The organism is Niameybacter massiliensis (assembly GCF_001282685.1).
Lineage (GTDB): Bacteria > Bacillota > Clostridia > Lachnospirales > Cellulosilyticaceae > Holtiella > Holtiella tumoricola.
Genome location: NZ_LN875035.1, coordinates 689,266 through 708,958, shown reverse-complemented (window position 1 = coordinate 708,958; position 19,693 = coordinate 689,266). Strand labels below are relative to the sequence as shown.

Sequence of the window (19,693 nt, the reverse complement as noted above, 5' to 3'; positions counted from 1 at the left end):
AGACTGTTTTAAACAGTCTTTTATTATATCTTGAATAGCTTCTAATGAAAATATAAATTATTCAATAAATAGAAGGGGGTAAAAATGTCGTTATATATTTTATTAATAGCATGTGTCATATTAATATGTATCCTGCTCAATAAAATTTCTAGTAAATTAGGTATCCCTATGTTACTTGCTTTTATTATTTTAGGAATGCTATTTGGGTCAGATGGTGTAGTAAAAATACCCTTTGATAATTATGTGATTGCTGAACAAATTTGTTCAGTAGCTTTAATCTTTATTATGTTTTATGGTGGATTTGGTACCAATTGGAATCAGGCTCGACCTATTGCTATAAAATCTGTTTTACTATCAACAATTGGTGTTATATTGACAGCATTCATAACAGGGCTTTTTTGCTTCTATGTCTTAGGGTTTGAATTCTTTGAGAGTTTACTTATCGGTTCTGTAATAAGTTCAACCGATGCAGCTTCTGTGTTTTCAATATTACGTTCAAAACGTCTTAATTTGAAAGATAATACAGCTTCAATGCTAGAAGTAGAAAGTGGAAGTAATGACCCATGTTCCTATATGTTAACGGTTATATGTTTAGCTACTATGAGTGGTGAGTTAAGTGGTGGTCAACTTACTTATATGATTTTTGCACAGCTTGTATATGGTATCTTACTGGGGATAGTGGTTGCTGTAGTAGCTGTATGGATACTAACCAAAATAAAGTTTTCTACAGATGGATTTGGTACAATATTTGTATTTAGTATGCCACTGATTGCTTATGCTCTATCTACTCTTATTGGTGGGAATGGTTATTTAAGTGTTTATATTTTAGGTATTATTTTAGGTAATCAATCTATTCCTAACAAAAAGTCTCTTGTTCATTTCTTCGATGGGGTAACAGGGCTTATGCAAATGTTAATCTTCTTTTTACTGGGCCTTTTAGCGTTTCCATCTCAGCTCCCTGCAATCTTACTTCCTTCATTGGCTATTGCAATTTTTTTAACCTTTATTGCCCGCCCTTTAGTAGTCTTTGCAATTTTATCACCATTTAAGGGGACATTAAATCAAAAGCTACTTGTTTCGTGGTCAGGATTAAGAGGGGCGGCTTCAATTGTTTTTGCAATTATGGCTACTGTTAGCCCAACTTATATGAAAAATGATATTTTCCATATGGTATTTTTTATTGTCCTTTTTTCAATAAGTCTGCAAGGATCCCTTATACCTTTTATGGCAAAAAAATGGGATATGATTGATGATGAAGATAATGTTTTGAAAACATTTAGTGATTATTCAGATGAAGTACCTGTACAATTTATAAAACTCCCTATAACATCAAATCATTCATGGAACGGCAAAAAAATAAAAGATATTCCCTTATTACCAGATGTTCTATTAGTCTTAATTCTAAGAGGAGATAGACGTATTGTGCCTAAAGGGCATACACTTATTCAAGCTGGGGACTGCGTCATACTTAGTGCACTTTCATTGGAAGAAGAGTTAGGTATTTACCTTACAGAAGTAGAAGTTGAAAAAGGTAACGACTGGTTAGGAAGATCTTTATCTCAAATAGCACTTGGACCTGAAAAATTAATTATTCTCATCAAACGAGAGGATAATGTATTAATTCCCAATGGTCAAACGATTATAAAAGAAAATGATATACTAGTAATGAGCCAATTATAAACATAAAAAGACACTCAAATTTTGAGTGTCTTTTTGTTAGTTTGTTCTAAGATGTGTCTCGTGAAGCACAACCCCTTCATTACGTTCAATAACTTGACGGATAGACCATTCGTATTGGCAAAGTAATACTGGATTGCCATCTTCAGTTTCTGCTACGATAGCATCTGATGTCAATTTAAATTTAGAAGGATCATAGTTTTCTTGTTCAATCCAACGAATATAGTTATATGGTAAGTGTTGCTTTTTAATTTCTACGCCATATTCATTGTTAAGACGATATTCAAGAACTTCAAATTGAAGTACGCCTACAACTCCTATAATAAGTTCTTCAGCACCTGTGAAGCGAGGTTTAAAGACTTGAATAGAACCTTCTTCTGCAAGTTGAGAAACACCTTTTAAGAATTGTTTACGTTTAAGCGCATTGATTGTTGATATTTTCATAAAGTGTTCAGGAGCAAATTGTGGAATACCTTCATATTGAAGTTTAAGGTCAGAACTACAAAGGGTATCTCCAATATTAAAGATACCAGGATCGTGGATACCAATAATATCTCCAGGATAAGCTTCTTCAACCATAGCACGATCTTGTGCTAAGAATTGTTGAGGTTGAGCAAGTTTTACTTTTTTATTTTTTTGAACAAGGTTGGTCATCATACCTTTTTCAAATTTACCTGAACAAATACGAAGGAAAGCAATACGGTCACGATGTGCTGGATTCATATTTGCTTGGATTTTGAAGATGAAGCCTGAGAAGTAATCTTCTGTTGGTTGTACATCACCTAAGTTACTTTTACGTGGTTGAGGTGGTTGAGTAATGTCTAAGAAGGCTTTAAGGAAAGGTTCAACCCCAAAGTTTGTCATAGCACTACCAAAGAATACAGGTGTAAGTTCTCCAGCTAAGATTTGATCTAAGCTATAGTCATCACCAGCCATATCTAAAAGTTCAATATCTTCAAGAAGTTTTTCATGTAAATCTTGTCCTAAAAGATCTGCTAAGTTTTCGTCTTGTAAATCACATTCTACTGTATTAACGATAGATTGACCATGGTCACCATCATCAAAAAGCTCAATATGTTTTTTAAGACGGTTGTAAACACCTTTAAAGCCTTTACCACAACCAATAGGCCAATCCATAGGGAAAGCACGAATACCAAGAGCATTTTCGATATCTTCAATAAGCTCAAGTGGATCTTTACCTTGTGCATCTAATTTGTTGATGAAAGTAAAGATGGGAATCCCACGCATTTTACAAACTTTGAAAAGTTTTTTTGTTTGTTCTTCGACCCCTTTTGCAGAGTCGATAACCATTACAGCACTATCAGCCGCAACAAGTGTACGGTAAGTATCCTCACTGAAGTCTTGATGTCCAGGTGTATCAAGAATATTGATACAGAAACCATCATAGTTAAATTGGAGTACACTTGATGTAACAGAGATCCCTCTTTGCTTTTCGATTTCCATCCAGTCAGATACAGCATGTTTTTGCGTTCTTCTAGATTTAACAGAACCTGCAGTACGGATCGCTCCTCCGTAAAGAAGGAATTTTTCAGTTAATGTTGTTTTACCAGCATCAGGGTGAGAAATGATGGCAAAGGTTCTTCTTTTTTGGATTTCATCCATAGTATTTGCTTGTGACATATTCAACCATCCTTATCTATATTTAAATTTCCTTTTTTAACATATGTATTTAAATCCATATATAAAGTAAGGAAATAAAGGGTGCAATCTCTGTAATTATTATATCCTTTAGATGAAAAGTCAAGCATAAGTTACTACCTTTTTCGTTAAAAAAAGTGTAAAATAGAAAAATGTATAGCATTATAGCCTTTTTAATAGGAAAAAGAACAAGTATAATGCAAGTTAGATGTGTAAAAAGACACATGAGGAGGAAGAAAATGACGAATATAAAAAAAATGGCTGTTCATAATGGTGTCTTTCATGCGGATGAAGTATTCGGTGTTGCTTTGATTAAAGGATTATATCCAGATGTAGAGGTCATTCGTACAAGAGATGAAAAGGAACTTGCAATATGTGATTTAGTTGCAGATGTTGGAGAAGGACGTTACGACCATCATCAAATGGATAAGGAATTAAGAGAAGATGGGATTCCTTATTGTGCTTTTGGTTTACTTTGGAGAGATTTTGGAAAAGACTATGTAGCTAAAATGTGTCCTCATTTAAAGGTGAAAGAACAAGAAACATTAGCAAAAAAAGTGGCAGATGAATTTATTATTCAAATTGATGCAGGAGATAATGGTATTGCCCTTAATACGTTTGAGTCCCCTGTTACAACACTTTCACAAGTCATTAGTGGATTTATGCCATTAGCACATGAAGAACGCACAGTAGATCAAGCCTTCTTTGATGCGATAAATTTTGCAAACTATTATTTAAGCCGATTAGTGATACGTTTTGGAGAGTATTATGAAAGTGCCTATTATATAGAAGAAGCACTAAAGACGCAACCTATCCATGAAACACATATTTTAGAACTTACTCAATCTGTAAAATGGAAAGACCTACTTTTAGAACAAGATACAGATGAAGCTGTATGGTTTGTAGTATTCCAAGATATTGCAGGTTCTTATCGTGTTCAAACGGTACCTAAACAAAAGGATAGTTTTGAATCACGTGTAGATTTACCAGTAAGTTGGGGGGCTAAACGAGAGGATGAGCTTTCACATTTGACTGGTATTGAAGGATGCGTATTTTGCCATCCAAACTTATTTATCTGTGGAAATCAAACAAGAGAAGGTGCACTTGAAATGGCAAAACTTGCGGTAAAAGAAGCAAAGAATAAAGGTAAGCAATAAGATTTATGATAACAAAAGACAATTTTATTGAAACAACGATGAAACGGCTTAAAAAACTAGAAGAGGGACAATGCGTCATTATTAAAACCTATAAGAAAGACAGAAGCCTTACCATAGAGCGGTTAAAAGATGAACAAGTTAATGTCTATGAAGAAGGTTTTGAGAATAAAGTTTATAAGGATATTAAAGAAAATGAGTTAAAGAAGTTACTTAAAATGTTGGGACGTATAGAGTTTCCAAGGAGTTATTCATTATGGTTACAGGTAACCAATCAGAAAGAAAATTAATGTATAGATAGAAAAGGGATAAATATGGATTTTATAAAAATGTTGATTGTGATATGTCCATTAGTTTTTTTAGCAGGTCTAATTGATGCTATGGTGGGAGGAGGTGGTATCATTTCCTTACCAGCATATATGGTAGCTGGTTTACCACCTCACTTAGCGACTGGTACCAATAAATGTTCTTCTACATTTGGTACATTGCTTTCTACGTTTAGATTTATGAAGAACAAAAAGATTCACTACATAGCAGCATTTACATCAGCAGGGGCGGCACTTGTTGGCTCTCCTCTTGGAGCAATGATTAATATGGTAATTGATGAGCGTTATTTAAGTTATACCATGCTCGTTTTATTACCTATTATTGCAATTTTTCTTCTTTTTAAAAAGGATTTTGGTGAGAATGAGTCATTACAAGAAGAGAATCGTGTGAAAGTTATAGTACTCTCTATTCTTTCAGGATTTATCATTGGTATATATGATGGATTCTTTGGACCTGGAACAGGTACTTTTTTAATCTTGATTTATACAGGTATCATAGGCTTTGACTTAATTACAGCATCAGGGAATGCAAAAGTTGTAAACTTAGCTTCTAATGTAGCAGCGTTTATTACCTTTGCACTCCATGGAAAGATTGTGTGGAGCATAGGAATCCCAGCAGCACTATTTGGGATTGCAGGGAACTGGATTGGAGCAGGACTCGCAATTAAAGGTGGTAAGAAGATTATAAGACCTATGTTTATGCTTGTATTAGCTTTACTTATGATTAAGATTGGCTATGACTTATTTTTAGCATAAAAAGAGGATGAGTAGATTAGCTACTCATCCTCTTTTTATATAAATATTTTTAGCAGTTGCAATGTGCTTGAGGTGCAAAGGTTTGTTTAGCTTGATCTACCTTTTGTTGTTCTGCAGCTGGTGTAGGATAAAATCCACGATTGTGCATAGATGTAAATACACCATATTGTAAATTGTGTTCATCGTTTAATAGATTGACCATAGTATCTTTAAGCTCTTTTGTTGCACATTCGTTAGCAATGAGATTATAAAGAGCTGTAGCAGATTTTTGAGCTTCTAAAGCATCAGCTAAGATTTCTTTTTCTGTAAATCCAGGAATATTGCTCATAGTAGTTCCTCCTATTGAAGTTGTGCATAAATTGTGTCAAAGTGTTGTTGATGGTGATTAGCAATGTCTGTAAACTGATTTTTAAGTTCTGCATCAGTTGTAGCATCTGCTAACATTTTAAACTTTTTAATAAGTAGTTCTTCGCCACTTAATAAGTCTTGAAAACATGAAAGTTCTTTTGCTGTTAATTGTGACATAATGTTTACCTCCTCTACTAAGAATTAAAGTTAGTATCTCCTAACTATAAAAAAATATAGCGAAATTGAACATACAAAAAGAGGAAAATTGTAAAGTGCAAAATAGATTAAGTCTTGTAAGCATTAAAATATAACAAATAAAATTTCATAGGGATTGGTAATGATTTGTAATTACTCCTAAAACATGGACATGCTGTCAAGGGGTAAGTTATAATTTAGCCTAGCAAGAATAAGAGGAGGGGTTTTAAATGAAATTCTTAAAATATAAAAAAGTTGTAGCAACACTCATTCTAGGGGCTTTAGCAATAACACAAGTACCAGCATATGCTTATGAAACAGGTTGTGATGATGAAGAAAACCTTTATGTACCACAACCAAGTCAACCAGATAAAGAGTGCCCAGATATTAATTGGCCAAGCTTTCCAAAACCACCAGTTTGTCCTGAAGTACCAGAACCACCAACTAAACCAGAAGAACCTAAAGAAATTAAACATTTACCTTATATAGTAGGCTATGAAGATGGTACATTTAGAGCAGAACGTGCAGTAACACGTGAAGAGTTTGCAACAATGGTCGCACGTCTATTATTAGAAGGAAATGAACACGGGGATCTTTCTTCTTTTGAAGATATCCGTCCAAATCGTTATAGTAATGCTTACGTAGGTTACCTAGAAAGTCTTGGAATTGTATCAGGTTATGCAGATGGCACATTTAGACCATTTGATGCAATTACAAAAAATGAAGCACAAAGTATGGTTGAGAAAATACAACAAATTAGAAAGACAAGAAAAGTCGTGACATTTAATTCAGACAATACAATTTCACGTGCAGAAGCTGTAACAGCACTCAATAGCATTTTTGAAAGAGATTGTAGCGATGCTGAAATTCAAAATCAGTTTAGTGATTTAGAATCAACACATTGGGCATACAATGATATTTTATTTGCAGCAGTAGAACATACACATATTGAAAAATAGTAAATACGTTGTATTCTGATTCGTCAGATACAACGTATTTTTTGTAATAAAAATTTTTATATAAGCCTAAAAATAATAATATTTAATGAATTAATGGAAAATGCTGATTATGAGGCATTGTATATACAAGGGTAATTATTTGGATTATAATGGAAGAGTCTAAAAAAGTAAAAGGGGGTTTGCTATGTTTAATTTTCCAAAAGATTTGTATACAGATGTGCGTATTGAGGATGTCTTTGAAGCACAGGCTAGATTACAAAATGATACGCTGAAAGAAAACAAACAACGCCAGTACAAAGGGGCATTTATCCGTATATTTGACGGAGATAAATGGTACTATAGTTCAACAACCCAACTTGAGCAAATAGATGAAGAAATTCAATTGTTAGCTCAGATGGCAACACCTAACCCACAGATTATGGAGCATCCAACTGTTATGGGGTTAGAAGTTCATCAAGAAAGTTGTATGAAGTTTGAAGAAGACACTTTAAGAAATGTTTCTAAAGAAGATCAGTTTGGTTTACTTCAAGCATATGGAAACACAGTCAAAAAGTTTAGTGAAATTAAGGAATATCATATTAGATACATAGGTAAATCTGTTCGTAAAACTTTTTGTTCAAGTAAGGGAGCAAATATTAAGTATGACAAAGAGACTGGTGGGATTATTGTAGCTTATACATTAAACGTAGAAGGGAAACGTTTTGATAATGCTTATAATACTTCACAAGAAAACTTTGAAGCACTTAAAACATTACATAATCAAGTAGAAGAAAATATTAAAAAAGACTGTACCTATATAAAAGAGGCAGTAGCTGTAGAACCTGGAAAGTATACCGTAGTCTTTTCACCAACAGCATCCGGTGTTTTTGCTCATGAAAGCTTTGGACATAAGAGCGAAGCGGACTTGATGCTTGGTAGTGAAACCATGAAAGCAGAATGGGCTATTGGCAAAGTTGTAGGTGTAGATACTTTAAATATTATAGACCGTGGAGATTTAGTGGGATCGGGTTATACACCTTATGATGATGAAGGTAATACTGCTAAAGTAAACTATTTGATTCGTGATGGTAAGTTAGCAGGCAGGTTGCATACTACTGCTACAGCCGGTCTATTAGAGGAAACTGTAACAGGGAATGGACGTGCAATGAACTTTGAGTTTGAGCCTATTGTTAGGATGACAACAACTTATATTGATAAGGGGCCACTCACAAAAGAAGAACTTTTTGCAGGAGTGAAAGATGGGATCTATGTAGATGATATTTCCCATGGTTCAGGGATGACAGCTTTTACACTTGCACCTAAAAGAGCTTATAGAATTCGTGAGGGCAAAATAGCGGAACCTGTTACAGTAGCTGTTGTAACAGGAAATGTAATGGAAACCTTACATCTTATTGATGGGATTTCCGATGAAGTTGAAATTTTTAGCTTTACAGGTGGAGGTTGCGGAAAAATGGAACAATATCCTTTACCAGTAGGCTTTGGAGGACCATATATTAGAGTGCAAAATCTAGACGTACAATAGGGGGTACAGACATGATTAAAGAAATCTACACAAGGACAGTTAAACAAATTTCATTAAATGTAGTAGATAGTAAATTAGAGTCAGTAAGAAAGAAAAATATTACTAAAACAGGCTATAGAGTTTATGATAAAGGTTATATTGGTGTTGCTGGTGGTATTGGAACAGTAGATTTAGGGGAATTAGAAAAAGAGGCTATTGCTAATTTAAGTTTAAAAATACCTTATGAAGAAGAAGTCGCTAAAGATTGTGATGAGTATATGGATCTTCGTGAAATTGAATTTGATGAAGTAGATTTTATTCAAGAAGTTGAAAACTTCTTGAATTACTTAAGACGTAGTTATCCAAACTATAGTTTTTCTAATAAGATTAATATGGAAGAAACTTGTGTTACACTTAAAAATGATTGTGGTCTTAATTTATGTAGTCGAGACTTGGTTATTATAACAAGTCTTTTGGTTAGAGAAGAACATTCAGTCAATGTATTTGATACAGGTGTATTCCAAATAGATAGAGAGTGGAATCCAGAAAAACTTCAAAAAGAATTTGAACATATTGTAGGCTGTTATGGAACGGAAGTCGCACTGCCTAAACAAGATAAGATGCCAGTCATTGTTGATTTACAATTAGTAGAAAGTAAGCTTCGTCAAGAGCTAAATGGAGAAAGTGTAGGAAGGTCAAGTTCTCTTTTTAAAGATTGTATAGGTGAGCAAAAGTTTAATGAGCATTTTACATATGGACAAAGTACAAAAGAAGCTTATGGTACACCTTTCTTTGATGCCCAAGGGCGTATTAATCCTGATTATACATTTAATTTAATAGAAAAAGGTAAAATCGTAACACCTTATACAGATAAAAAGACTGCAAGAGTCTATGGTTACGATTATACGGGAAGTAGCGTATGTGACTACGATGGTGTACCCATGCTAGGACTAACCGATACCTATGTTGAACCGTCAGATAAAACACTTAAAGAATTATTGAATGGTGAGATGGGAGTACTTGTTGTAATGGCAAGTGGAGGAGACTATACACCAGAAGGAAACTTTGGTTATCCTGTTCAGCATGCCATTCTAACAGATGGTGAAAAAATGTATGGCCGTTTACCTATGATTAATATTGCAAGTAATGTTTATGATATGTTTGGTAATGACTTTAGAGGATGTACTAAAGACACGGTTAAGGACAATATGAGGGCTCTTGTTATAGATATGAATGTAAGTTTAGCTTAATGAAATAGGAAAAAGGAGTAGCAATGTGTAAGAGGCTACTCCTTTTTATATATAAAATTATTGAAATTTATACCACATCGAGAGGGATGTCTTTGATATATCCTGTTACAGTCATTTTGGCAACTAAAGTGTCATAGGTATCCAGTAATGAGACCTCATAAATACAAGTACGTTTTGTACTATTTAAACGTGTTGCAGTAGCAGTGAGTTTATTCCCCTTGGGAGGTGAAAAATAAGAGATGGTATTATTAAGTGAGACTGTTAAAAAGCCTGCCGAATTACTAGCAACAGCAAAGGCAAAATCTCCTAGGGTGAAAAGTACGCCACCTTGTACACTTCCACCAGCATTATAATGGGTTTCCTTTAGTATGAGTTCACAAGTCGCTTGGTGTTCTTTTATGTCTACAATTTCAATACCTAGAGAAAGTGCAAAAAGATCTTTAGCAAAAAATTGCTTAAGTTTTTCTATATTTGGCATAGGTATCCCTCCTGTTTAGTATGTTTTTATAGTATAGGATATAAATTTCCAGGTCAATGGTTAAGCAGAATACTTTTAAAAGCTTTGTACCTAGGCTATAATGTAAGATGGCTAGTTCTATGAAGAACTAGGAAAATAGAAAGGAATACCTTATGTTATTACAGCAAATAGCCCAAGAAAATGGGTTTTTACTTATAGAAGAAGAATGGATTGAAGAGATAGGAAGTTATGCACGTATTTATGAGCATATAAAAAGTGGAGCAAGACTTATACAACTTGACAATGAAGATAATCATCAAGTTTTTACAGCATCGTTTAAGACACTGCCTACAAATAATACAGGTGTGGCCCATATTGTTGAGCATACGGTGTGTTGCGCTTCTAAAAAATATCCATTGAAAGATACATTTATGGAATTAGATAAAGGTTCACTAAATACTAGCTTAAATGCATGTACTTATAAAGATATGACCATGTATTATTGTGCGAGCCAAAATGAAAAAGATTTTGGTAACTTGATTGAAGTGTACTTAGATTTAATCTTTCATCCATTAATTCATGAGCGACTTTATTTGTTTAAGCAAGAAGGATGGCGCTATAGTATAGAAGATGCTGAAAGTCCTTTAAGTTATACAGGAATTGTTTACAATGAAATGAATGGTGAATATATGGAGCCTTCTACAAGACTTGAGCATCTTATTCATGAAAATTTATTCCCAGATACATGCTATAAATATGATTCAGGTGGAAAGCCAGAAGAGATTGTAAAATTAGATGAAAAGGCATTTTTAAGTTTTTATGATACTTATTATAAACCAAGCAACTGTACTTTCTTCTTGTATGGGAAGTGTGATTTACAAGCAAGGCTTAAGCAACTAGATGAAGTACTACAAGCTTTTGTAAAAGAAGAAATAAGAGCGGATATTCCTCTTCAAAAGCCTTTTGAAACATTAAAAATGTGTCAGGGGTATTATCCTATAGAAGCAAAAGAAGAAAAAGAAGAAGCACTTCTAGCGTTAACTTTTGTAGTTGGAGAAATCCATAATGTTACGTTAAGGTTAGCTTTTGAAATGTTAGAACATATGCTTCTTAAAAGTCCAGCTTCACCTCTATATGAGGTGTTACTTGGTAAAAAGAGTATCGGTAAAAGTATAGACGAAAGTGGCTATGATACAGGTAAGCGTCAACCGACTTTTTCTATTATATTAAATGGAACACACAAGGCACATCATAATACCTTTAAAAAACGTATATTTAACGTGTTTAAAAAGTTAGTGAAAGAAGGTATTTCAAAAGATTTAATCGATGCGGCATTTAATACAGTAACGTTTAGTTTGAAAGAAGGGGACACACCTTGGGAAGCTAAGGGCGTTATTTTAAGTGAAGAGGTACAAATGGGTGTATTATACGATGGGCATCCTTTTAGTCATTTAAAGTATGAAAAGGCACTTCATGAGATTGCAGAGCAAAAAGATAAAGGTTACTTTGAACAGATTATAGAAACATACTTTTTAAACAATCCCCATGCAGTTTGTGCTCTTTTAGAACCTGATGAAAAACAGTATGAGATGGAAGAAATAAAGTTTAACAATGAGCTTGAAGCTTATAAACAAAGTTTAACACAAGAAGGTCTTACAAAGTTAATTTTAGCAAGTGAAACTCTTGAGGATTTGCAAGAACAACAAAATGCTATTGAGGACTTAGAGAAGTTACCTCATTTAAGTTTAGAGGATCTACCTAACCATCCAAAGTATCCAACCTTTACAACGAGTCAAGAAGAAGGCATAACATGGCAGTGGCATCATTTAGATACACAAGATATTGCTTATATTCATGTGCTATTTGATGTGGCAAGTGTAAGTCAGAAAGATTTAAATTATTTAGGATTACTGAGCAATCTTCTTACCTATGTAGGTACAACTCATTATAGTTATCATGCCTTAGAAAATGCTATAAATAAAGAAACAGGTGGACTTAATTGTAGTGTTCAAGCTTATGCAGAATGTAACAATACTCATGCTTTTAAACCCTATTTAAAAATATCTTTAAAGGTGTTAATGTCTCAACTAGAAAGCTTACCTCATTTACTTGAAGAAATCACTTGTCACACTCAGTTTAATGATGAGACGAAGGTTCATGAATTGATTGATTTAATACTCTATGAAATGGAGCGAAGCTTTAAAAGTACGCCTGAATACCGTGCAACACGTACTCTTTATACTTATGGATCTCAGGCGGCAATCTATGAAGATTATGTATCTGGGATGATTTATTATGATTTTCTTAAAGCATTAAAAGTGGAGCTTATAGAAGATAGGAAAAAAGGCTTTAAGAGATTGGTAGAAAACTTAGAAAGACTTTATAAACAGATTATACAGCGCCAAGATTTATTTGTGAGTGTAACAGCACCAGCTCAGTCACAACCTACGGTAAAAAATTATTTAGAGCAGTTTATAGGTTGTTTACCTGTACAACAATTACAAAAAGTAACTTATCAGTTTGAGCCTGAGATTAAGAATCAAGCTTTTTACACCGCAACAGGTGTGCAGGCTATTACTATGGGAGGAAACTTTAAAGATTTAGGTTTTAACTTTACGGGAAGTTTATATGTACTTAATCATATTTTAGACAGCACCTATTTATGGGATAAGGTAAGATTACAAGGGGGTGCCTATGGTGCTCAGTTAACGTTAGGAAGAGATGGGAATATGGTCTTTTGTTCTTCGTGTGATCCGGAACTGGGTGCCACATTAGAGGCTTTTAATGAGGCAGCAGCTTTTATCCAGAAACTAGACCTTTCGTTAAAGGAATTAGAACGTTGTATTATTGGGACAATAGGTGGGCTGACTAATCCTTTAACAATGGAACAAAAAAGTGAACAAGTCCTTATTTATGGTCTTACCCATGTCACTAAGGATATCATTGAAAAAGAATGGCAAGAAGTTTTAAATACCACCATAGAAGATTTAAGAAATTGTGCAGATTTAGTAGAAGCAGTATGTAAGCTTAATGGAACTTGTGTTATTGGTAATCGTACAAAGATTATGGAAGAAGCGAGTCGTTTTAAGTCTATAGAGAGTTTGTAAAAGAGAGGCCATAAAAATGTTAGAAAAATTACAAGCATGTAAACTTTGTCCAAGAGCATGTGGGGTTAACCGTTTAGAAGGACAACTTGGATTTTGTAAGGCAGATAGTAAGGTATATATTGCCCGTGCTGCACTTCATTACTGGGAGGAACCTTGTATATCAGGTGAAAAAGGATCAGGAACGGTATTCTTTTCACACTGTACTTTAAAATGTGTATTTTGCCAGAATCATGAAATTAGTACAGTTGGAAAAGGTAAAGGTATTACAATAGAAAGATTGGCACAAATTTTTATTGAACTTCAAGAGCAGGGGGCACTCAATATTAATTTAGTGACACCTACCCATTATGTGCCACAAATTATAGAAGCTTTAAAACAGGCAAAAAGCAAAGGTCTTCATCTGCCTATTATCTATAATAGCAGTGGTTATGAAAGGGTAGAAACTTTAAAACTGTTAGAAGGATCTATTGATGTGTACCTACCAGATTTCAAATATTTTAAAGAGAGCTATGCCAAAAAGTATTCTTCTGCACCAGGTTATAAAACCTATGCCAGTGAAGCGTTAGAAGAAATGGTACGTCAAGTAGGTAAAGCACGTTTTAATGAAGAAGGGATTATCCAAAAAGGTGTTATTGTAAGGCATCTTATGTTGCCAGGGTTGTTATTTGATTCTAAAAAAATTATTGAGACACTTTATCATACTTATGGTGATAAAATTTTTATAAGTATTATGAATCAATATACGCCTTTGCCACATGTCAGCCAGTATCCTGAGTTAAATCGCTCACTTTCGCCAGCACATTATGACTATTTAGTGGATTATGCCATTGAATTAGGTGTAGAAAATGGTTTTATTCAGGAAGGTGAGACCAATAAAGAAAGTTTTATCCCACCTTTTAACGAAGAAGGAGTAGAACCTTTTTAAGGGAATTTCATATAAATAGATAAGGAGAAGATCAATGAAGGTGGTTTAGGATAACATGATAGAAGTCTTATTATTAGTCATGGCCTTATCTATAGATGCTTTTGTGGCAAGCGTTGCTTATGGTGTAGATGAAATTAAAATTCCTTTTGGTTCTGCATTTGCCTTAAGTGGAGTAAGTTCAGTTATTTTACTTATATCTATGGCATGTGGTGCACTTGTAAGTAATTGGTTGCCACCACAAGTCACTGCCATAGTATGTTTTGTGCTTTTATTACTTTTAGGTCTGTCAAGATTTTGTGAAGGTGTCATTAAAGATGTACTTAATCGCCATTCTAATCATGTACAGGGACTAAGTTTTAAATGTTGGGACTATCATTTTATATTAGACATTTATATGGATAATACAAAAGCTGATCAAGACCATTCAAAAGTTTTAAGTGTTAAAGAAGCCATATCTTTAGGGATTGTATTGTCTTTAGATGGTATTGCTGCAGGATTTGGAAGTGGTCTTGTAGAAACACCTTATTTAGAAACAGCTATTGTTTCTATGATTGTCAGTATGGTTGCAATCTTATTAGGTTGCTGGCTAGGACATAAATTAGCTAAACTTAAAAACATACAAATTTCATGGCTAAGTGGTGTGACATTAATTATTTTAGCTTTTATGAAATTGTTTTAATTAGTAGAGGAGATTACTTAAAAGTAGTCTCTTTTTTTATTGTACGAAGGTATTTTTCAGTGATCAGAATGGTTTTGGGAGGAAGAGAGGACAGAGAGATAAAATAGAGGACAAGTTGGCATATTTGTGAAAATGTAGGCATATAATACATTACCTATACTTAAGGGAGAAGGAGGACAAGATACTGTGGAAAATAAGTTTTACAGACAACCTAAGGATAAAGTTCTAAAGCAACTCAAGGTGTTAGAAGAAAAGGGACTTACAGAAAAAGAAGCGGGTAATCGTATTCAAACCTATGGAAAAAATGAATTTACTAAGCCCAAACAAAGTAGTCTCATTCAAGAGGTCAAAGAACTTTTAAGCCAACAATTGATTATTATTTTGCTGATTGCAGCAGGGATTAGCTTGCTTATTAAAGAGTACCATGATGCAATAGGTATTTGTTTGGCTATTTTAATTGGTAGTACAATTGGTTTTATTACAGAAAGTAAATCTAAGAAAGCAGCAGATGCACTGGCTCAGATGACAGAAGATATACAAGTTAAAGTCATGCGTGATGGTGTAAAAAAAATTATTCATAAAAGTGATGTAGTTATTGGAGATATTATCTTCTTGGAAACAGGAGATATGGTGCCAGCAGATGGACGTATCCTCAAAGCACTTGAGTTTAAAGTAAGAGAGGACATGCTGACTGGAGAATCAGATGACGTTGTAAAGCATGATTGTATTATAGAATCAGACCATTTAGCAGATCAGAAAAATATGCTTTTTGGTGGTACCTTAGTTGCCCAAGGAACGGCTATAATGGTTGTAACCGCAACAGGAGATGGGACAGAGATGGGGCATATTGCACGTGAACTTGGAGAACGTGATACAGATACGCCACTTCAAATCAAACTAGATCATTTAGGGAAACGTATTTCACAAATTTCTTCAGCAATTGCAGCTATGTTATTTGTCTATATGTTTTGCCAAATTATACAGGAATCTTCTATCAAGTTAGACTTTAGAAATGGAGAGGCTCTAAAGGCTTCACTGGGTGGGCTCGCTACGTGTTTCCCAGATATTAAAACAGCTTTTGTTGTTTGTGTTGCACTTATTGTAGCAGCAGTACCAGAAGGTTTAACAACAATGATCAATATTACTCTTGCTATTACAATGAAACAAATGGCAAAAATAAATGCACTTGTACGTAAAAAAGAAGCTTGTGAAACAATCGGTAGTGTAAGTGTTATTTGTAGTGATAAAACAGGAACATTGACACAAAATCGTATGCAAGTTGAGCGTGTCTATTTAGAGGGGAAATATATTGATAAGAATGCTTTTCCTAAATACAAAGATTTCATTCATAATTGCCTTATCAATAGTACAGCAGATGTAGAATATAGTGGACAAGAACCTAAATACATAGGAAGTGCTACGGAATGTGCACTTTTAAGACTTTGCAAAGATTTTAATTATCAAACAGCAAGAGAGGTAAGTGACTTAGTACGTCAAATGCCATTTAATTCTCAAAACAAATATATGCTTACCATTATTCACACACCTAAAAAGTACAAGATTTATTCAAAAGGTGCACCAGAAGTTATATTAGAACAATGCCAGTATGAAAGACGTGGTGATAATGTTGTACCTCTTACAGGAACACGTAAACAAGAAATTTTAAAGGAAATGGCATGTCTCCAAAAAGAAGCCATGCGTGTATTAGGTTTTGGCTATTTAGAAAGTGAAACAATCAAAGACTATAAGACACGAGAAAATTGGAATAAAACTTTAATCTTCCAAGGATTTGTAGGTATACAAGATCCTCTTCGCGACGGTGTACAAGAATCTATTGAAATTGCCGCAGATGGTGGTATTGAAACGAAAATGCTTACAGGGGATAATATTCAAACGGCTATTGCTATAGGTAAACAACTTGGCATTGTAGGAGGACCAAATCAATTAAGAGCAGTTGAATCAAGCTATATTGATGAGCTTAGTGAAGAAGACCTTTGTAAAGAAATAAAAACGATTGGTATTGTAGCAAGATCAAAACCTACAACTAAAATGCGTATTGTACAAGCCTTACAACGCAATGGTGAAGTTGTAGCTGTAACTGGAGATGGTATTAACGATGCCCCTGCTCTTACAAAAGCAGATGTAGGTGTAGCCATGGGGATTGCAGGGACAGAAGTGAGTAAAAATGCAGCAGATATTATTTTGACAGATGATAGTTTTAGTACCATTGTACAAGCTATTAAATGGGGACGTGGGATTTATAATAACTTCCAACGCTTTATTCAGTTCCAGCTTACAGTTAACATTATTGCGTTCTTAATGGCTATTCTCAGCCAACTGATGGGACATGATATGCCATTTACAACGATCCATCTCTTATGGATTAATATTATTATGGATGGACCACCTGCTTTAGTACTGGGACTTGAACCGATTCGTGAAACAGTTATGAAACGTAAACCTATTGATCGTAAAGCAAGTATTATTAATCGTTTTATGATTTTGACTATTGCCCTTAACAGTTTGTATATCGCAGGCGTACTTTACGCACAAATTAAGTGGAATTTCCTTGGTGCAGATCCAACACGTGTCATTGGACATGCCAGTGAAATGCAAACAGTAACCTTTAGTTTATTTGCATTTTTAGTATTGTTTAATGCTTTTAATTGTAGAGAATTTGGTATTGCAAGTATTTTCCCAAACTTTACAAAGAATAAAATTGCATTGCAAGTCATTGCAGCAACAGGTGCTGTACAAATTATTATTACACAATTTGCAGGTAAGTTCTTTAATGCCGTACCACTTAATCAAAATATGTGGGGTAAAATTATTTTAGTAGGTACTTCAGTTATTTTAGTTAATGAAATCTTAAAATTAATTATGCGTTTTACAAGTAAGCTTTTAAGACATTCTATTGACAGATAAAAAGGGATTTTGTATGATGAATAAAGAAGAGTGACATTTTTTAGGTGAGGCTCCTATAAAGACACAGGCTGCTGCCCAGAAAAATCTAGAGATTCCAATGGGTGAACAGAAATGATCCACAAGGTTATTTTTAATGTAGCTGACAAATCGTCTACGCTTTATAGTGCTAAAACGTTGTGAAGTCCGTATTTTATGGCTTTTTGCGTCTAGCAAGAAGCCTTTTTTATGTGTCTAGGAAGTTATATAATGAATAAAAATGTTATAGGAATAAATAGAAGATAAAAGGAGGTGGTATGATTGGATTCGCCAAAGAGTAGCAACGAACAATCGGGAAGTAATCAGATAGACGGGGATGCGGCCAGTCATACCACAGTAGGAACTGGTGCTCCCTGAGAGAGGGGACAGATAATGAAAACAAACATGAGCCAAGAAGAACTTAAAAAGTTTCTTCTTCACGCACCACAAGCAAGAATTATTGAATACATTGAAAATATCCACCCAGTTGATATTTTAGATATCTTAAAAGAAGATGAAGAAAACGGATTAGATATTTTAAGTAGACTACCAGAACATTATATTGCCTCAATTATTGATGAGGCAGAGCCAGAAGAAAAATATAACTTACTTACAAGTTTTAGTGAAAATAGACAACGCAATATTATTGAAGAAATGGCATCTGATGAGCTTACAGACTTATTAGGAATGCTAGATGAAACACAGGCAAATAAAATCTTAGCGAAGATGACAGAAGAAGATGCAAGAAAAGTACGCCAACTTTTAAGTTACGATCCAGATACTGCAGCAGGGATTATGGCAACAGAGTTTGTTTGTGTTAAAGCTTATATGACAGTAAAACAAACTTTAAGATATTTACAAGATAATAAAGAAGAGATTGATCATGCCTATGACTTATATGTCGTTGATGATTTTGATAAATTAAAAGGAGTTGTAACACTTAAAGAGTTAGTAACAACTCATTTTGATACAACTATAGGGGAAATTTTGCAACCCAATGTAGAGACCATTCCTTTTGATATGGATCAAGAAGAAGTAGGGCATTTATTTGAGAAATATGGTTATTTAACACTACCTGTTGTAGATCGTGTTGGGCGCCTACTTGGTATCGTAACAGTTGATGACGTCATGCAAATCTTACGTGATGAAAATACCGAAGACATCCATAAACTAGGGGGTGTTGGTGAAGGTGAAAAAGTTAATGGTACTTTAAAAGAATCTGTTAAAAGTAGATTGCCTTGGTTATTTGTAAACTTACTCACAGCAATCTTTGCTTCTGCTGTAGTAGGACTTTTTGAAGGAACAATTGAAAAAGTTGTTTCTCTGGCTACTTTTATGCCAATTGTAGCTGGGATGGGTGGTAATGCAGGTACACAAACACTGACTGTTATTGTACGTGGATTGGCACTGGGAGAATTAGATTTAAAACACTTTAAAAAAGCCTTACTTAAAGAACTTGGAATTGGTCTTATTACAGGGGTATCTATTGGTGCTGTTATAGCAGTGCTTGGCTACTTATGGGAAGGTAATATTATATTTGGAGCAGTCATAGGTATTGCTATGATTCTTAACATGATTGTAGCGACATTATCAGGACTTGTTGTGCCGATTGTTCTTAAGAAAATGAAGATAGACCCTGCTTTAGCATCTTCAGTATTTGTAACCACATTTACAGATGTACTTGGTTTCTTCTTCTTCCTTGGGCTTGCGACAGCTTTTATTCATTACCTCGTATAATTTAAAAGAATTTATGATCCCTA

At 34.2% G+C, this 19,693-nt stretch carries 16 protein-coding genes and 1 riboswitch; of the genes, 12 read left to right on the top strand and 4 right to left on the bottom strand.

The genetic code is table 11. The features are described from left to right. Positions 1 to 84: 84 nt before the first annotated feature. Positions 85 to 1,680: a potassium/proton antiporter gene (locus tag BN2390_RS09075; RefSeq protein ID WP_053984034.1), complete on the top strand. Its 1,596-nt coding sequence runs from the start codon at positions 85 to 87 to the stop codon at positions 1,678 to 1,680. 36 nt (positions 1,681 to 1,716) lie between these two features. Here BN2390_RS09075 and BN2390_RS09070 read toward each other — a convergent pair whose 3' ends face one another. After that, on the bottom strand, positions 1,717 to 3,318 hold the full coding sequence (locus BN2390_RS09070; RefSeq protein ID WP_053984033.1) for a peptide chain release factor 3: 1,602 nt from the start codon (positions 3,316 to 3,318) through the stop codon (positions 1,717 to 1,719). Between the two features lie 257 nt (positions 3,319 to 3,575). Between BN2390_RS09070 and BN2390_RS09065 the strand changes: the two genes are divergently transcribed. Genes BN2390_RS09065 through BN2390_RS09055 form a run of 3 tightly spaced genes read left to right on the top strand, consistent with a single transcriptional unit; the run spans position 3,576 to position 5,572 of the window. Then, a complete protein-coding gene (locus BN2390_RS09065; protein WP_053984032.1) occupies positions 3,576 to 4,493 on the top strand; it encodes an MYG1 family protein in 918 nt (305 codons plus the stop codon). A gap of 5 nt (positions 4,494 to 4,498) precedes the next feature. Continuing rightward, on the top strand, positions 4,499 to 4,780 hold the full coding sequence (locus BN2390_RS09060; RefSeq protein ID WP_053984031.1) for a hypothetical protein: 282 nt from the start codon (positions 4,499 to 4,501) through the stop codon (positions 4,778 to 4,780). A 24-nt stretch (positions 4,781 to 4,804) separates the two neighbouring features. Further along, on the top strand, positions 4,805 to 5,572 hold the full coding sequence (locus BN2390_RS09055) for a sulfite exporter TauE/SafE family protein (RefSeq protein WP_198524894.1): 768 nt from the start codon (positions 4,805 to 4,807) through the stop codon (positions 5,570 to 5,572). Between the two features lie 49 nt (positions 5,573 to 5,621). Here the strand turns inward: BN2390_RS09055 and BN2390_RS09050 are convergent, their stop codons facing one another. Both BN2390_RS09050 and BN2390_RS09045 read right to left on the bottom strand, forming a co-directional pair. Beyond that, positions 5,622 to 5,900, bottom strand: coding sequence for a spore coat protein (locus BN2390_RS09050; protein WP_053984030.1), 279 nt, complete (start codon positions 5,898 to 5,900; stop codon positions 5,622 to 5,624). Between the two features lie 11 nt (positions 5,901 to 5,911). Further along, complete coding sequence (locus tag BN2390_RS09045; RefSeq protein WP_053984029.1) at positions 5,912 to 6,097, bottom strand: hypothetical protein; 186 nt, start codon at positions 6,095 to 6,097, stop codon at positions 5,912 to 5,914. Between the two features lie 248 nt (positions 6,098 to 6,345). Between BN2390_RS09045 and BN2390_RS09040 the strand changes: the two genes are divergently transcribed. The 3 genes from BN2390_RS09040 to BN2390_RS09030 all read left to right on the top strand — a co-directional run bounded on the left by BN2390_RS09040 (position 6,346) and on the right by BN2390_RS09030 (position 9,825). After that, a complete protein-coding gene (locus BN2390_RS09040; protein WP_053984028.1) occupies positions 6,346 to 7,074 on the top strand; it encodes an S-layer homology domain-containing protein in 729 nt (242 codons plus the stop codon). Positions 7,075 to 7,258: 184 nt separating this feature from the next. Next, positions 7,259 to 8,596: a TldD/PmbA family protein gene (locus tag BN2390_RS09035; protein ID WP_053984027.1), complete on the top strand. Its 1,338-nt coding sequence runs from the start codon at positions 7,259 to 7,261 to the stop codon at positions 8,594 to 8,596. Between the two features lie 11 nt (positions 8,597 to 8,607). After that, positions 8,608 to 9,825: a metallopeptidase TldD-related protein gene (locus BN2390_RS09030; protein WP_053984026.1), complete on the top strand. Its 1,218-nt coding sequence runs from the start codon at positions 8,608 to 8,610 to the stop codon at positions 9,823 to 9,825. A 67-nt stretch (positions 9,826 to 9,892) separates the two neighbouring features. Here BN2390_RS09030 and BN2390_RS09025 read toward each other — a convergent pair whose 3' ends face one another. Continuing rightward, positions 9,893 to 10,303, bottom strand: coding sequence for a PaaI family thioesterase (locus BN2390_RS09025; RefSeq protein WP_053984025.1), 411 nt, complete (start codon positions 10,301 to 10,303; stop codon positions 9,893 to 9,895). Between the two features lie 152 nt (positions 10,304 to 10,455). On the opposite strand from BN2390_RS09025, the gene BN2390_RS09020 reads away from it, so the two are divergent. The 5 genes from BN2390_RS09020 (at position 10,456) to mgtE (ending at position 19,670) form a co-directional block, all read left to right on the top strand. Further along, positions 10,456 to 13,389, top strand: coding sequence for an insulinase family protein (locus tag BN2390_RS09020; protein WP_053984024.1), 2,934 nt, complete (start codon positions 10,456 to 10,458; stop codon positions 13,387 to 13,389). 16 nt (positions 13,390 to 13,405) lie between these two features. Beyond that, positions 13,406 to 14,314 carry a radical SAM protein gene (locus BN2390_RS09015; RefSeq protein WP_053984023.1) on the top strand — a complete coding sequence of 303 codons (909 nt, stop codon included), beginning with the start codon at positions 13,406 to 13,408 and terminating at the stop codon, positions 14,312 to 14,314. Positions 14,315 to 14,369: 55 nt separating this feature from the next. Next, positions 14,370 to 14,993, top strand: coding sequence for a sporulation membrane protein YtaF (gene ytaF, locus BN2390_RS09010; protein WP_053984022.1), 624 nt, complete (start codon positions 14,370 to 14,372; stop codon positions 14,991 to 14,993). Between the two features lie 186 nt (positions 14,994 to 15,179). Continuing rightward, complete coding sequence (locus BN2390_RS09005) at positions 15,180 to 17,918, top strand: calcium-translocating P-type ATPase, PMCA-type (RefSeq protein WP_053984021.1); 2,739 nt, start codon at positions 15,180 to 15,182, stop codon at positions 17,916 to 17,918. 29 nt (positions 17,919 to 17,947) lie between these two features. Beyond that, positions 17,948 to 18,109, top strand: a riboswitch (M-box (ykoK) riboswitch). 217 nt (positions 18,110 to 18,326) lie between these two features. After that, a complete protein-coding gene (gene mgtE / locus BN2390_RS09000; protein WP_053984020.1) occupies positions 18,327 to 19,670 on the top strand; it encodes a magnesium transporter in 1,344 nt (447 codons plus the stop codon). Positions 19,671 to 19,693 lie beyond the last annotated feature (23 nt).